The sequence below is a fragment of the Cyclobacteriaceae bacterium genome (genome assembly GCA_013141055.1).
Taxonomy (GTDB): Bacteria; Bacteroidota; Bacteroidia; order Cytophagales; family Cyclobacteriaceae; genus ELB16-189.
Map to the genome: position 1 here is coordinate 2,238,845 of JABFRS010000001.1, position 16,887 is coordinate 2,255,731.

A 16,887-nucleotide genomic window follows, 5' to 3' on the forward strand; every position below is an offset into this window, starting at 1 on the left:
TTGATACTGTGTTAGATAGTTATAAGTTTAAACTACTTAATGAGTAACACAGAAAACTCCGGAAAGATCGGCTTATGGACCAGCACCGCATTGGTGGTTGGAAACATGATCGGTTCAGGAGTTTTTTTACTTCCGGCGTCACTTGCTGCGTTTGGTTCTATCGGGTTATTGGGCTGGATCGGATCCTCAGCGGGCGCTATTGTTTTGGCCATTCTTTACAGTAATCTGAGTAAGATCTTTCCCAAATTGACGGGTGGGCCTTATGCATATTCAAGAGTTGGCCTTGGTGACTTTGCAGGATTTTTAGTGGCGTGGGGATATTGGGTTTCTATCTGGTGTACCAACGCAGCGATCTCGGTCGCTTTCGTAAGTTATCTCACGGTTTTTTTTCCTGTCCTCAAAACAAATTCTCTTCTCGCATTAGGTACTGGCCTTAGTGCGATATGGTTTCTAACATGGATCAACACGCGGGGGGTTAAAGAAGCGGGTGCTGTTCAGTTCATTACTACGATATTAAAAGTGACACCGTTGATTGCGGTTTCAATCGTTGGACTTTTTTACATGAACTTCGATCACTTCAGTCAGTTTAACATCAGCGGTAAATCTGATTTTGCGGCGATCACAGCAACAGCAACATTGACTCTTTTTGCTTTCCTTGGTTTGGAGAGTGCCACAATTCCATCCGGCAACATTGAGAATCCTGAAAAGACCATTCCGCGGGCAACGATGATCGGAACGTGGGTAACAATTTTGATTTACGTTTTAGGATCAGTAACGGTTATAGGAATGATCCCGGTAACGGAATTAAAAGATTCAAGCGCACCTTTTGCAGATGCAGCAGCATTGATTTGGGGAGATCAGGCACGTTACTGGGTTGCTGCAGGTGCAATCATTTCAACCTTTGGAGCATTGAACGGCTGGATATTAATACAAGGTCAGATGCCAATGGCGGCAGCCAAAGACAGATTGTTTCCTGCGATCTTCAAAAAGGAAAATGGAAAAGGAATTCCAGCTATGGGAATAATTATTTCCAGTCTTCTTATCTCTGTTTTAATGATGACGAATTTTACTAACGGACTTACAGACACTTTTACTTTTATGGTGCTGATGACCACCGTCACGATTTTAGTTCCATATCTTTTTTCAGCAGCTTCATATGGTGTGATTATTCTTGAGAATAAGTTCTGGAAACGCGATTCCATCAGTCAGATCATCATTGCTGTGCTGGGATTTCTGTTTTCATTGTGGGCAATTCTTGGATCAGGACAAGAGACAGTCTATTGGGGGTTCATAGCAATACTTGCAGGAATTCCTTTTTATGTTTGGATGAAGAGAGAACACCATGACTAATTATTAATGAAAGTAACGTGTCAATCGGAGTTTAAAAAGATCAAAACAGTTTTCATCAAGAATGTTGAGAACGCATTTGTCGATGATGCGCAAATAGAAAAAGAATGGCAGGGGCTTAATTTTCTCAGTAAACCTGACCTTGGAAAAGCAATTCAGGAGTATCAGTGGTTTGAACAAATATTCCTGAATGAAGGAGTTGAACTTCAATATTTTCCAAAAGAAAAAAGCGTTTCAATGGATTCTATCTACTGCAGAGATGCAGCGATAGCAACCGATAGTGGGATGATCATCTGTTCCATGGGTAAACCAGCGCGCAAGAATGAACCGGAAGCAGAACGAAAAGCCTTTGAGGAACATGGAATAAAGATTCTGGGAAGCATCCAGTCGCCAGGAACTGTTGAAGGTGGAGATGTTGCGTGGATTGATGAAAAAACTCTTGCTGTTGGACACACCTATCGAACAAATGAAAACGGCATTGAACAATTAAGAAAATTATTGAATCCTGTTGGAGTAAATGTGATGACCGTTCCACTGCCACACTATAAAGGACCATCAGATGTTTTTCATCTCATGTCTATCCTGAGCCCCATTGATAAAGATCTTGCTGTGGTTTATTCTCCACTGATGCCGATTGTTTTCAGAAATGAATTGCTGGGAAGAGGGTATAAACTTGTTGAAGTTCCAGAGGAGGAATTTGAAAGCATGGGATGCAATGTATTGGCAATAAGCCCCCGAAAGTGCCTGATGGTAAAAGGCAATTCTAAAACCAAGGCGCTACTTGAAAAAGCGGGATGCACAGTATTAGAGTATGATGGGTCCGAAATAAGTGTAAAGGGTGGTGGCGGCCCGACCTGTCTGACCCGACCGATTTTAAGAGAAGGGTAAAGATTAAAAGTTAAATTTGAGCACACCAACCTGACATGACCCGAGAAACTCCGAAAGAACTTTTTGAAAAGGGACTCATCACAGAAGAACAGTTCAAAAAAATTGATCTTATCGTTTCAGGAAAGATCGTTTCTGTTTTTTATGAATTAAGATCGTTGCTGTATCTCGGCGTGATGCTTTTTACAGCCGGAGTTGGAATTCTTATCTATCAGAATATTGGCGAGCTGGGACATTTGCTGGCTATAATCACCTTATCTGTGTTGACGGTGATATGTTTTTGGTATGTTTTCCGTCATGCACTGCCCTATTCAAATGGAGAGATAAAGGCACCCACACCCTACTTTGATTATATCGTTTTACTGGGAAGTCTTTTGTTTATTTCTGTGCAAGGTTATTTGCAGTTTCAATTTGGATGGCTGGATGAAAACCTTGGGATCAGCACATTAATTACGGCAGCATTCTTTTTCTTTATTGCCTATCGCTTCGATCATTTAGGGGTTTTATCCTTGGCGATTACTGCACTGGCATCTTTCTGGAGTATCAGCATATCTCCGCAGAAGTGGTATAGCGGCAATTTCTTTTCAGGTCCTCACATTTATACAACAGCAATCATTTTTGGCTCAACGGTAGGAGGGATTGCTGTGCTTCTGGATAAAAAAGGAATCAAGAAGCACTTTACGTTTACGTATCTGAATTTTTGTACCCTTATCTTTTTTGTTGGTTCGATAGCGGGATTATTTTCGAGTGAGATTTATTTCTTTTATGTGATATTGATCTATGCCGGATGTGCATTTGCCTACTACATCGCACGGTGGGAAAAATCATTCCTGTTCATGCTTTACGCATTCATTGCAGCTTATATCGCCACGACTTACCTTTTGGCAGAAACAATTTTTCGCGATGCGATTGAAATCTGGTTCCTCTATTCAATAGCCTCTTGTGGAGGATTCATTTATTTCCTGATCTCCTACAGAAAGCATTTTAATCAAAAGTCATGAGCAGCGCATATAACGAAACAAACGTTTATAACCTGGCTGTGATCAAGGAGGCGAAGCGCTGGAATAAAAGTCAGTTCATCGATAATCAACAACTCTCAGTAATTCGGGAGACTTACAAAGTCCCATTCTATCACCCGAATTTTACCATCAGGATCATACTTTTTGTTGCCACTATTCTGGCACTCAGTGGCGTCACCGGATTCTTCTTCTTGATCTTTGCCGATGCTGGTGAAACAGTGATGTCAATTGCGGGATTATTTTATGGAGTAGCGTCATTCGTTGTTCTTGAAAAAGCATTTATAGGAAACAATCATTATAAGTCCGGCGTCACTGAAGCATTGCTATATCATGCGGCGGGTTGCATCATTCTTGGATTGGCGGGCTTAACTGACTTTAACCCTCATGTTATCATGTGGTCGTGCCTGTTTGTAATTTCCTTTGCTGCCATTCGATACATCGATATGCTCTGCACACTCGCTGCAGTTGTATCACTTGCTGCAGTATTGTTCTTTGAGTTTTACAATATGGGTGGAATCTTTCAGCAGATCATTCCATTCATTTTTATTTTAGGATTTACCCCGATTTACTTTCTTTCAAAAAGACTTTCAAAACGCCGGGATCTTAAACTCTGGAGAACCAACTTTCTTATAGTGGAGCATGCAAGTCTGTTGCTGATTTATCTGGGAGGAAACTATCTGGTAGTTCGCGAATTGAGTGTCGCCATGCTTGATCTGCAACTGGAACCTGGTCAGGACATACCTTTTGCAATAATTTTTTATGCATTAACGGTTATCATTCCTGTCACGTATTTGTATTTCGGGATAAAGAAAAAAGATATGGTCTTGATTCGCGTAAGCTTGATTGTGCTCGCGTTGTCAGTTTTTACATTTAAATATTATTACAATTTCGGTCATCCGGAAATTACAATCACGATCGCCGGTGTTATTTTATTATTGATATCCATTGCCCTTCTTAATTATCTGAAGATAAATCGGGATGGATTCACGCGTGAAAATCTTTTGACTGAGAAGTGGGCGGGAATGAATGTTGAGGCCTTTGTTGTCTCACAAACCATGGGAGGAAATCAGGGTGCAGCACCAAAAGTTCATGGTGGAGGTGGAAGTTTTGGTGGTGGGGGAGCCAGCGGAGATTATTAAAAATCAATTTTTTGTGATATCTGCTTCGATAATTTGATGTTCAGATCTCTCAGATTTCTTTCATTGAAAACACTAAGAAGAAAATAATATTATGAAATCATACCTCGCCCTGGTATTAACCTGTCTGACAACGATAACGGTTGCTCAAAAACTCAAGTCAAACCCTAACAAAGACTTCGTTATTAAATCTGTTGAAAAGCATCAGCAGGAACTGATCGGTATGAGTGACAGGATCTGGGCTTATGCAGAGACAGCACTCAAGGAATATAAATCTGCTAAAGAACTTGCAGACTATGCAGAAGCGCAGGGTTTTACCGTGAAGCGTGGCGTTTCAGGAATGCCAACAGCTTTCACAGCTGAATATGGTTCGGGTAAACCAGTGATCGGCATCATGGGAGAGTTCGATGCTTTGCCAGGCATTTCACAAAAGGCACAATCAACCCGTGAAGCTTTGGAACCCGGCGCACCCGGACACGGATGTGGTCACAACATGTTTGGACCGGGGAGTCTTGGTGCTGCGGTTGCAATTAAAGAGTTGATGCAGCAGGGAAAACTAAAAGGAACTATCCGGTTTTTCGGAACACCAGCAGAAGAAGCAGTGGGAGGAAAAATCTATATGGCACGCGATGGCTTGTTTAAAGATGTCGACGTGTGTCTCGACTGGCATCCCGCAGCGGAAAACAATGCTAATACACAAAGCTCACAGGCAATCATTGACTTTGTTGTTGAGTTTAAAGGTCTAGCTGCTCACGCTGCCGCCGATCCATGGAATGGTAAAAGTGCTGTTGATGGTCTGGAAGCATTCACGCATGGTGTAAATCTTTTGCGTGAACATGTTCGCCCAAGTGTTCGCATGCACTATGCGATTGTATCAGGTGGTGATGTTCCCAACGTCGTTCCGGAGTATGCAAAGGTTTGGATGTGGGTACGTGATTCCAAAAGAACTGGTATTGAAGAAGTGTTTGCACGTGTGAAAGAGATTGCAAAAGGTGCAGCCATCATCGCCGGTGTTGAATCTAAAGTCACAGTGCAAACAGGTGATTATGAAATTCTGGTGAATCTTAAGGGAGCACAGACATTGCAAAAAAATCTCGAAATACTGGGACCTATCGTTTATACACCTGAAGAAACTGCTTTTGCGAAAAAGATTCAGGAAGCACAAGGCGCGAAGCAAACAGGACTCGATGGTGCCATTCATCCATTGAAAGAAACCAAGGAAACTCCTGTCGGAGGGTCAACCGATGTTGGAGATATTAGTTGGATCGTTCCCGAAATAACTCTTGAAGCAACAACAGCTCCGGCAAATACGGCATGGCATGGTTGGTCCGTAGTGGCGTGCGGTGGAATGTCTATCGGACATAAAGGAATGATGCTGGCGGCAAAATCCCTTGCCATGACGATGGTTGATCTTTATGAAAACGAACAATTGCGCAAGGATATTCGTGCGGAGTTTGATAAGCGTGTGGCGGGTGAAATTTATAAGGCATACATTCCCGATGGGCCTCCACCAATACCGAAAGAAGGAGCAAAGAACTGATCATAAAAAAACCCGGCGTTGTTCGGGTTTTTTTATTTTATCTTAATGTCTGTTGCGTTGTAAATCCTAAATCACCCCTTATGAGAAAAATAATTTCAGTCTTTTTCCTTGCCTGTTTTTTCCAGGGCTATACTCAAACGGTTCCGACTTTTGAACAAATCATATCTCTTCGTGGTGTGGGAAATCCTGTTCTTTCACCCGATGGAAAACAAATTGCCTTTACAGTAGGAACAACAGATTGGAATGAGAATCGCTTTGATACAGAGATATGGATTTCCAATGATGGAAGGAAACCTTTTCAACTAACGAATACCAGCAAAGGAAGCAGTACGAATGTTTCCTTCTCACCCGATGGACAATGGATTGCATTTTTATCAGATCGGGGAAACAAATCACAGATTCATGTAATGCGTGCAGATGGCGGTGAAGCGCGCGCTGTAACAAAAGAAGAAGAGTCCGTTGGAGGATTTGAATGGCTTCCATCCGGCACCGGATTTATTTTTTCCAAGCAGGAAAAAGAAGACAAGAATAAAAAGGAAATTGAAAAACGCTATGGCGGATTTGAAACGGATGACAAAGAATTCACTCTTTCACATTTATGGCAGGTGGACTTCAACACAGATCCCCGTGATCCATCAGAGCTACCCTGTTATCAAACTGTTGATTCATTGAAAGTAAAATCAGGATGCATTCAGTTTCCTAAAGCAAAGCGGCTAACAGAAGGAAAATTTACAGTCAGCTCTTTTTTAATTTCTCCTGATGGCAAAACCATTGCCTTCAACCATCAACCGGATCCACTGATCAATTCATTTTCAAAGTCAGACATTTCAACGATAGACATTGCTTCAAGAAAAACCACAAAACTGATTTCCAACCTCAGTTCAGACGGAGTGGAAGAATGGTCACCCGACTCCAAAGAATTGATTTACACTACGAATCTGTCGGACTCGACTTCAAACTTTTACACCAACTCTAAAGTATTTATTGTAAAGCTGGCAGATAAAACTTCACGGCAAGTGGCTATAGATTTTGATGAAGATCTTGGTGGAGGCTTTAACTGGAAATCGTCAGGCATTTATTTCACAGTCTTTAATAAAACAAAAAGACCAATCTATAAGCTTGATCCAGGAACCGGTATAGTTTCAGTTTTTATGAATACACCGGACCAGATCTATGGACTTAGCTTTGCAAAGCTTGCAGATAAATTTGCTTTCACCGGACGCAATGGCGACGAACTGAATGAAGTTTATGTTTCACCGTTTGCTTCTCCTGCACCAAAGAAGATCACTGAAATGACTTCACAGCTTAGTTCATGGAAGCTGGGTACCAGTGAAGTGATCAGTTGGAAAAGCAAGGATGGTGCAACCATTGAAGGAGTTCTTCATAAACCTAAAAATTATGATCCTTCAAAGAAATATCCACTGCTGGTCGTGATCCATGGTGGACCCACAGGCATCGACACACCCACACCGGTTCCATCTTACGTTTATCCAATTGTTCAATGGCTTGAAAAAGGATGTTTGGTATTGCGTCCTAACTATCGCGGATCAGCGGGGTATGGTGAGAAGTTCAGATCGTTGAATGTTAAAAATCTTGGAGTAGGTGATTCGTGGGACATTCTTTCAGGTGTTGATTATCTTGATAAGAAGGGCATGATCGATAAAAATAAAATGGGTTGTATGGGTTGGAGTCAAGGCGGGTATATCTCTGCTTTCTTAACAACGACCAGCAATGTGTTCAAAGGAATTTCTGTGGGTGCGGGAATTTCAGATTGGATGACTTATTATGTGAGTACTGACATTCATCCTTTCACACGTCAGTATTTGAAAGCAACACCCTGGAGCGATCAGGCGATCTACAATAAGACCTCTCCTATGTTTTACATCAATCAGGCGAAGACACCAACATTAATTCAACATGGTGAATTTGATAGAAGAGTACCGATCTCCAACGCATATCAACTGCTTCAGGGACTTCGCGATAAGGATGTCAAAGCAGAATTAATTGTTTATAAAGGGTTTGGTCATGGAATCTCAAAACCAAAAGAAAGATTAGCAGCAACATGGCACAACTGGCAATGGTTTAATAAATATGTGTGGGGAGAGAATGTAGAGTTGCCTACTGGAAATGAAAAATAAAGAATTAGAAAAGAAAATTTAATTGATTCAAAAAATGAAAGCATACTTTAAAATTCTGATCCTTGTCTTTATAACGACGGTCACTTTCGCACAAAGCAAAAAAGCAATTGTCGCAGGAGACCTGATGAAGATCGCAACAACCCAGCAGATACAGATATCTCCTGATGGAACGAAAGCTGTAATGGTCATCGCACGAAAAGCTGTGAAGAATGATAATGAGTATTATTACACAAGACATCTTTCGCTCATTGATCTTGCAGGAACAAAGGAACCTATACAATTGACTTTTGGAGATAAAATGGATGGTTCTCCGCAATGGTCTCCTGATGGAACACAAATCGCTTTCGTCAGAACTGATGGAGATAAATCGCAGGTTTGGATCTTGCCCCTCAGCGGCGGTGAAGCTCATGTTGTGACGAAATCAGAACATGGTGCATCCAATCCAAAATGGTCTCCCGACGGAAAAAGAATTTTATACTCATCTTCTATTCCCATCTATTCAATTGAAGGTGGAATTCCAACTCCTTACTCTTACGAGCGTCCGGGACGAAAACCTGGAGACGAACCCAACTTTAAAGGAATGAAAGCGGATGAAAGAAAAAGGACGACAACAACGCCTGACGGAAATCTTGAAGAAGTTCGTGCATGGCTTTCAAAAAATGCCAGTGAAAGTAATCCCCGTGTTTTAACCAGGCAGAATTTTCAAGGAGAGCTGAATCTTTCACCAGATGAAGACTTTGCACATTTATTTGTGAAGACGATTGCTCACGATGAAAAAGCAACTCAATTAACAACGGGTTATCAGGATTTTCAGAATGCGGAGTGGTCACCGGATGGTAAAAGTATTATCTGTACTTCCCGTGTTTATAAAATTCATCCTGACCGCGAGCGCGACAGTGATCTGTGGATCATCGATGTGAATTCAAAAACAGCGAAGGAATTTTTGACGTGGAAAGATTACAGCATTTCAAATCCTGTTTATTCTCCTGATGGAACGCAGATTTTATTTTCAGCAACTTCTATTGTTGACCGCCATGCAACGCAGAATCAAATGGCTGTGATCGGAGTTAATGGAGGCGCACCTCAATTGATCACAGCATCATTGGATCGTGATGTAAGCAATCCAGCGTGGTCAGCGGATGGCAAGACAATCTATTTTACTTCTCAGACAGAAGGTGTGATTCCTGTTTTTAGTGTTCCTGCAAAAGGAGGAACAATTACGAAAGTTATATCAGGTCAGAGTGGTGTAAACGATTTTGATTTGAATGGGGATAAGATCGTGTATGCGTTGACAGAAACAAAAAACCCCTGGGAAGTCTATCTTTTTAATTTGAAGGACAAAGCAACTCGCCAGCTTACAAAACTGAATGAAGGTTGGATAAAGGATAAGCAGGTAAGTGTTCCAAAGGAAAATTGGATTACGAGACCTGATGGAACGAAAGTTCAGTACTGGGTTATGGATCCCATTGGAAAGAAAGACGGAACAAAGTATCCAACGATTACTAACATTCATGGTGGACCTACAGCAATGTGGGGACCAGGAATATTTTCTATGTGGCATGAATTTCAACTGGAAACCAGCTGGGGTTATGGTTTGGTCTATTGCAATCCTCGCGGAAGTGGAGGTTATGGAGACAAATTCAAGAAAGCGAATTTCAAAAACTGGGGAGCGGGTCCTGCTGGCGACATCCTAGGATCGTTGGATGATGCGATGGTAAAAAATTTATGGATTGATAAAGATCAACTCTTTGTAGAAGGCGGGAGTTATGCAGGCTATATGGTTGCCTGGCTTATCAGTCATGATAATCGTTTCAAGGCGGCTAATGCTCAGCGCGGCGTTTATGATTTAACAACTTTTATGGGTGAGGGAAATGCCTGGAGCCTTGTACCAAATGACTTCGGAGGTTATCCGTGGGAACCAGAAACAAAGAAGATCCTTGATTCAGAATCACCTTATAGTTATGTAAAAAACATTAACACACCTCTTTTAATAATACATGGTGATCAGGATTTGCGCACGGGAACGATTCAGGGAGAGATGCTATATAAAAGTCTCAAAATTTTGGGAAAACAAGTTGAATACATCCGTTATCCGAAAGAAGGCCACGAACTCACACGAAGTGGTAATCCCGGAAGAATGATGGATCACATGTTGAGAGTGATAGAATTTTTTGAAAGATATGTGAAGCATCCTGAGCCAGCGGCAGCAACAATGAAGTAGACATGATTCAAAAAAAGCCCACGACTTATAATCGTGGGCTTTTTTATTTTAGAGATATTGAGATTAATAAACCAGATTCTTCTCCAGCATAAACTCAGCAATCTGAACGGCATTGGTCGCAGCGCCTTTTCTAAGATTATCAGCAACGACCCACATATTCAATGTTTTAGGTTGAGATTCATCACGACGAAGTCTGCCAACAAACACTTCGTCTTTTCCATGTGAATGGATTGGCATAGGATATATGTTGTTCTTCACATCATCAGATACAATAACACCGGGTGTGTTTTCAAGAATAGCGCGAACTTCAGCAAGATCAAATTCTTTATGGAACTCGGCATTCACTGCCTCTGAGTGTCCACCCACTGCAGGCACACGTACAGTAGTGGCAGTAACACCAATGGAAGTGTCACCCAAAATCTTGCGGGTTTCATTTACCATTTTCAACTCTTCTTTTGTATAACCATTATCCTGAAATACATCGATGTGAGGCAACACGTTCATGTCGATAGGATGTGGATATACTTTTCCTCCTGTAATTCCCTTGCGTTCATTCATTAACTGTTCAACAGCATTCTTACCTGTGCCTGTTACAGATTGATACGTGGAAACAACAATTCTTTTCAGTTTGTATTTAACATGTAGCGGAGCCAAGGCCATTACCATTTGAATGGTTGAGCAATTTGGATTTGCAATGATGCGATCATCGATCTTTATCACATGTCCATTAATCTCAGGCACCACCAGTTTTTTTGAAGGATCCATTCTCCATGCTGAGGAGTTATCGATTACGATCGTACCCCTGTCAGCAAACTTGGGCGCCCACTCCAGTGAAGTACTTCCGCCGGCTGAGAAAATAGCAACATCAGCCGCCAGATCAACAGCTTCTTGCATTCCAATGATTGTATACTTCTTCTTCTTAAATTCTATTTCCTTACCAACACTCTTAGGCGACGCTACCAAATACAACTCATCAAATTGGAAGTTGCGTTCTTCCATAACTTTCAAAATCTCCTGGCCAACCAATCCGGTCGCGCCCACTACAACTGTTTTCATGACTGTTTCAATTTTTAGAACCGCAAAAGTACTACAAATGGTATTTTGGTTACATGAAGCCGCCAAAAATCATTCTGTTAATAATGCTCATCCTTATAACGGGATATAGCAAAGCACAGTTCTCAGATAGTTTTACCGATGGAGATTTTATGTTCAGTCCCTCCTGGACTGGTGATGGATCCAAGTTTGTCATCAACTCGGGAAAATTGAAATTACAGGCCCCGGTGATAGCAGAAACAGCATTTTTATCACTTCCAAGTCAGGCAATTCATGGTGGATCATGGGAGTTTTATCTTCAAATGGACTTTATCCCCAGCAGTACAAATTATGCAAGGATCTATCTCATTTCGGATAATCCCGATCTCAATCATCCTTTGAAAGGATACTTTATAAAAGCAGGCAACACTTCGCGTGAAGTAAGTCTTTATCGACAGAACGGCTCTACTGAAACTGAAATCATTGACGGGTTGGATGATCGCATTAATCTTCCTACTGTCAGGATAAAGATCAAGGTGACGAGAAATGAGACGGGTGAATGGCAATTGTTTTCGGATGTTGGACCGACAGGATCATACACATCAGAGGGATTGATCACAGATAACAACTTCACCAACTCTTCCTATTTTGGAGTGAATTGTTTTTATACTTCTACCCGCTCTGATAAATTCTGGTTTGATGACTTTATCGTGAATGGCATGCCCGTACCTGATACAACTCCTCCGGCAATTCAATCCACAACAGCGATTCATGCAAATCAAATTGATCTTCTGTTTTCAGAACCAGTTGAATCAATATCATCAATACAGCCCGCTAACTTTTTAAGAAATAATGAAGTTCCGGTTTCAACCTTGCTTTCTGCTGACAGCAGAACAATAAGTTTAATGTATGCAATGGCGATGACCAACGGTGTGAATTATTCCATTCAGGTATCAAATGTTAAAGATCTTGCTGGAAACACCATTGCATCAACGAAAGTGAATTGTCTTTTTTTCAATCCGGTATCAATTCATCGGAAGGATATTATTTTTACAGAACTTTTTCCGGACACATCACCTCAGATTGGTTTACCCAATGTGGAGTTCATAGAAATTTTTAATCGAACCAGTAATCCTTTTAATGTATCTGGATGGAAGTTGTCGGACGGCAGCTCAACAGGAATTTTTCCTTCACAGATCATTCTTCCGGGAGAGTATTGGATTGTGACATCATCATCTTCTGTCAATCTTTTTTCACGTTATGGACCTACTATCGGACTGGTAAATTTTCCAACTCTTAACAATGATGCCGATGTTCTCACGCTGAGAAATGCAGATGACATTACCATTGATTCTGTAGCATACAATCTTGAATGGTATCATGATACAGATAAGCAACAGGGAGGGTGGACACTTGAGCTTATTGATTCAGAAAATCCATGCGGTGAAGAAGAAAACTGGACAGCGTCTGAAGATAAAAGTGGAGGCACTCCTGGCAGTAAAAATGCTGTTTTTGCCAATAAACCGGACCTTTCAGCACCTTTTTTAATAACGGCCTTTCCGGAAACTTTCAATCAGATACTGATCACTTTCAATGAGAAGTTGGATAAGAGTTCGCTCTTCGCCGAGAATTTTTCTCTTACCCCTTCGGTAACAATCGGGCAATCCTCATTCACCGACACGAGCCAGAAAAAAATCAGAATAGATCTATCACAAGGACTGATTGAAAAGCAAGTTTATACACTTGAATTAAAAAACATCAGAGATTGTAATGGTAATCCGGCTGACCCATCTGAAGTTTCTTTTGGTTTACCCGAAAACACAGAAAATCTGGATGTGCTGGTCAATGAAATTTTATTCAATCCACGCACAGGTGGAGTTGATTTTGTAGAGGCAGTAAATGTTTCCAAAAAATTTGTGAATCTAAAGGGATGGAAACTCACCAATGACATTAATGGTGAACCAAACACCATCACACTGTTTGTGAATGATGTATTGCTTTCACCGAATGAGTTTGCCGTCTTTACTTCCGATCCCTCTATAGTAAAGTTGCAATATGTTAACAGCGCGAGTAAAAATCTTTATAAAACACCAATGCCAGGCTTTTCCGATGATGCAGGATCCGTGGTTTTGATAAATGAAAGTGGAATAGAAACAGATCGAGTATCCTATTCAAAAGATTGGCACTCAGTATTTATAAAAAGTGATGAGGGAGTTTCTCTGGAGAGAATTTCTTACAGTGCGTCGTCCAATGATCGTAACAGCTGGACATCAGCAAGTGCTTCAGAAGGATTTGCAACACCTGGATTTATTAATTCACAACTCCGCAAGAGAGAGGAAGCTGAGGAGGGAGCCGTTACGATTAATCCGGAAATATTTTCGCCGGGAAGCGGCACAAATGATTTTGTTCAGATCGAATATCATTTTAAGCAAGGTCCTGTTGCTAATGTCCGGATCTTTGACCCACAGGGACATCTTTTAAAAACCATTGCCAATAATGAGACGTTGGGTACGGAAGGATTCTTACGATGGGATGGTGATCGCGATGATGGAGTGAAAGTAAGGATGGGATATTACATGGTGTGGTTTGAAATTTTCAACTCCGATGGAGTGGTGCAAACCTTTAGGAAAAGAGTAGTTGTCTCAGCCCGATGACCGGGTATATACTTTATAGTAAATCATACCGACTGCGAAATTTGAGAGGCGGGGAATTAATTCAGTGAGATTTTTTGTTTCACCCTCAGCCGTGTATTTTTGCGCATCTTTTTTAAACCCATATAGCTGGAGGACTGAGTATTATGGCGAAATCAGCAAAAAAATCAACAATTAAAGCTAAGAAGGCGAAAGCATCTCCTAAGGCTAAGAAGCCGGTAAAGGTGAAGGCCGTAGTGAAGAAAGCGGTTGCAAAACCAACAAAGAAAGTTGTTGCAAAGAAAGAGGCACCGAAAGAATTAATGAAGAAAGAATCAGCCCCTAAGAAAGTTGAGAAAGCAACGCCAGTGAAGAGAGTGGAGACGAAGATTGTTGTGCCAACACCCAAGCCACAGCATGAATTGATCAACTTCCCTGCATTGACACAACGCCCGATTGCACATAAGCAATCAAAGCCAGCAGTTCAGGATGACAAGACTCGTTATAGTGATGATGAGCTGAGAGAATTCGAAGACCTCATCAAGGGAAAACTGGAGAAATCCAAAGAGGAGTTTCGCATTCTGAAGGAGACATTGAATCGTAATAATGATGCGGGCACTGACAGTACTTCCGGAGGAAATACAAAGGTGCTTGAAGACGGAGCAGAAACTGCAGAGAAGGAAAATCTTAGCCAGCTGGCAGCTCGTCAATTAAAATACATCACCAATCTTGAAAATGCTTTGGTGCGTATCAAGAACAGAACATATGGCATTTGTACTGTGACTGGCAAATTGATCCCTAAAGAGAGATTGATTGCAGTGCCACACACAACACAATCCATTGAAGCTAAAATGATGCAGCACGATTAATATGTGCAATTAACTATCCGTAAAAAATCGAACTTTGGACTTCCTGCAGAATCATATTGAGGCGCTTATTTTTTGTTCGCCATCTCCTATAAAACTGGCTGAACTAAAATCGTGTCTTTCAGAAATGTTCAATGCAGATGTTCCTGAAGAAGATATCATCGGAGCCATTCAACGCGTCACAGATAAATTCGAACACGAAGACTTTTCATTTCAATTGAATAAAGCCGGTGGCGGTTATCAGTTCCTGACGAAACCAGCTTACCAGGCGAGCATCGGCATCATGCTCAAGCAACAGTCTAAAAAAAGATTGTCTACCTCAGCAATGGAAACACTTTCCATCATTGCTTACAAACAGCCTGTATCTAAAACAGAAGTAGAAACTATTCGTGGTGTAAACTGCGATTACGCTGTTCAAAAATTACTTGAAAAAGGACTCATTGAAATTCAGGGCAAAGGTGATGGAGTTGGTCGTCCACTGATCTATGGTACCAGTCCAAAATTCATGGAATACTTCGGTATCAGCGAATTGAATGAGTTGCCAACCCCTAAAGATTTTTCTCAGGAGGTTAACACCATCGGTGACACCTCTGAATCTCAGCAGTAGAATATTTCCTATCAAGGCAGATTGTGCCTAACTTGTAATAATCATGGCGCAAAAAAGTCGATTCCGTACAACCTCTGGCCCTACCGCCAACAGGTCAGAAAAATTCAAAAAAAAATCTCAGCGGGATAAGGAAGCTTCGCGTGGTGGTGACTCTTCTTTCAAAAAAAGCAGCAGCTCATCGGACCGCAAACCGCCCTTCAAGAAATCATTCGGAGGAGGCAAACCATTTCAAAAGAGAGACTTCAAAGATAAAGGTGACAGCGCTCCAAGATCATTCGGAGGAGAAAGAGATTCAAAAGATTCAGCGGAAAGAAAGCCATCGTATTCACGCGGATCAGGAGCTCAGAAAAGGAATTTTAAAGACAAGGAAAGCGGTAAAGACTCCAAAGATTTTTCAGAAAGAAAACCAAAATCATTTTCAAGAAATCCTGATCTTCAGAAAAGAGATTATAAGGATAAAGGACCATCAACACCCCGATCTTTTGATGCAGATAAGGGATCAAAGGATTTTTCAGAAAGGAAGCCAAAATCATTCTCCCGCGAAGATTCAGCACCTTTTAAGGCAAAACGACCACGTACAGATTCACCGGATTCAGTCCGATCAAAAAGAAGTTTTGATGAAAAGGATTCAAAACCTGCAGGCAAGAAACCTTTCAATGGACCTAAAGGAAAATCTTTTGAAGAAAGATCCCCTGAATATGCTTCTGAGCAAACAGAAGATCTGATCAGATTAAATAAATTCATTTCCAACAGTGGTATTTGTTCCCGTCGTGAAGCGGATGATCTCATTACAATGGGACTGATTACAGTAAACGGAAAATCTGTTACTGAATTAGGCTATAAAGTAAAACGCACCGACGATGTTCGTCATGATGGTAAAAGATTAAAAGCTGAAAAACCAGTTTATATTTTATTGAACAAGCCCAAAGGATTCATTACAACTACTGATGATCCACAAGATCGCAACACGGTCATGAATTTGATTGAAGGAGCTTGTAAAGAACGCGTATATCCGGTAGGAAGATTAGATCGGAATACATCAGGACTTTTGCTTCTGACCAATGACGGCGACCTTACGGAAAAACTTTCCCACCCAAAGCATAACATAAAGAAGATCTATAAGGCTGAGCTTGACAGAGCCCTCACCAAAAATGATTTTCAAAAAATCCTTGAAGGTGTTCGTCTAGAAGAAGGAAAAGCAATGGTGGATGATCTTGCCATGGTTTCAGACGATGGTAAAACGGTTGGACTTGAAATTCATATCGGCTGGAATCGTATCGTCAGAAGAATTTTTGAAGCACTGGGTTATGAGGTAGTAAAACTGGATCGTTCTGTTTATGCTACGCTCGATAAAAAAGATTTGCCGCGTGGCCATTGGAGATTCCTTCGCCAGGATGAAGTGATCCGGCTAAAGCATTTTCAATAACGCTTCACATCTCGTTGTTTTTGTAAATCAAAATCTGATC

General features: G+C 41.2%; 12 protein-coding genes. 11 read left to right on the forward strand and 1 reads right to left on the reverse strand.

Annotated features, from left to right (window positions below; translation table 11 throughout):
* The first annotated feature begins 39 nt into the window (after positions 1-39).
* The 7 genes from HOP08_10035 to HOP08_10065 all read left to right on the forward strand — a co-directional run bounded on the left by HOP08_10035 (position 40) and on the right by HOP08_10065 (position 10,286).
* Positions 40-1,350: an amino acid permease gene (locus HOP08_10035; GenBank protein ID NOT75257.1), complete on the forward strand. Its 1,311-nt coding sequence runs from the start codon at positions 40-42 to the stop codon at positions 1,348-1,350.
* A gap of 6 nt (positions 1,351-1,356) precedes the next feature.
* Entirely contained in the window at positions 1,357-2,235 is an 879-nt protein-coding gene (locus HOP08_10040) for a hypothetical protein (protein ID NOT75258.1), read from the forward strand.
* A gap of 35 nt (positions 2,236-2,270) precedes the next feature.
* Positions 2,271-3,233, forward strand: coding sequence for a DUF2157 domain-containing protein (locus tag HOP08_10045; protein ID NOT75259.1), 963 nt, complete (start codon positions 2,271-2,273; stop codon positions 3,231-3,233).
* Positions 3,230-4,390, forward strand: a complete 1,161-nt coding sequence (locus tag HOP08_10050) for a hypothetical protein (GenBank protein ID NOT75260.1) — start codon at positions 3,230-3,232, stop codon at positions 4,388-4,390. The genes HOP08_10045 and HOP08_10050 overlap by 4 nt, the downstream gene beginning before the upstream one ends.
* Positions 4,391-4,481: 91 nt before the next feature.
* Positions 4,482-5,927, forward strand: a complete 1,446-nt coding sequence (locus tag HOP08_10055) for an amidohydrolase (GenBank protein NOT75261.1) — start codon at positions 4,482-4,484, stop codon at positions 5,925-5,927.
* A gap of 80 nt (positions 5,928-6,007) precedes the next feature.
* Complete coding sequence (locus tag HOP08_10060) at positions 6,008-8,065, forward strand: S9 family peptidase (GenBank protein ID NOT75262.1); 2,058 nt, start codon at positions 6,008-6,010, stop codon at positions 8,063-8,065.
* Positions 8,066-8,099: 34 nt separating this feature from the next.
* Positions 8,100-10,286 carry a S9 family peptidase gene (locus tag HOP08_10065; protein ID NOT75263.1) on the forward strand — a complete coding sequence of 729 codons (2,187 nt, stop codon included), beginning with the start codon at positions 8,100-8,102 and terminating at the stop codon, positions 10,284-10,286.
* Between the two features lie 63 nt (positions 10,287-10,349).
* On the opposite strand, the gene HOP08_10070 is transcribed toward HOP08_10065, so the two are convergent.
* Positions 10,350-11,342: an aspartate-semialdehyde dehydrogenase gene (locus tag HOP08_10070; GenBank protein ID NOT75264.1), complete on the reverse strand. Its 993-nt coding sequence runs from the start codon at positions 11,340-11,342 to the stop codon at positions 10,350-10,352.
* Positions 11,343-11,425: 83 nt separating this feature from the next.
* Here HOP08_10070 and HOP08_10075 point away from each other — a divergent pair, with 83 nt between their 5' ends.
* From HOP08_10075 to HOP08_10090, 4 genes are all read left to right on the forward strand, one after another.
* Positions 11,426-13,972: a hypothetical protein gene (locus HOP08_10075; GenBank protein NOT75265.1), complete on the forward strand. Its 2,547-nt coding sequence runs from the start codon at positions 11,426-11,428 to the stop codon at positions 13,970-13,972.
* A 431-nt stretch (positions 13,973-14,403) separates the two neighbouring features.
* Positions 14,404-14,817 (forward strand): TraR/DksA family transcriptional regulator, encoded by a 414-nt coding sequence (locus HOP08_10080; protein NOT75266.1) that lies wholly within the window; start codon positions 14,404-14,406, stop codon positions 14,815-14,817.
* Positions 14,818-14,851: 34 nt separating this feature from the next.
* On the forward strand, positions 14,852-15,421 hold the full coding sequence (gene scpB / locus HOP08_10085; protein NOT75267.1) for an SMC-Scp complex subunit ScpB: 570 nt from the start codon (positions 14,852-14,854) through the stop codon (positions 15,419-15,421).
* A 43-nt stretch (positions 15,422-15,464) separates the two neighbouring features.
* Positions 15,465-16,847 (forward strand): pseudouridine synthase, encoded by a 1,383-nt coding sequence (locus tag HOP08_10090; protein ID NOT75268.1) that lies wholly within the window; start codon positions 15,465-15,467, stop codon positions 16,845-16,847.
* Positions 16,848-16,887: the final 40 nt, after the last annotated feature.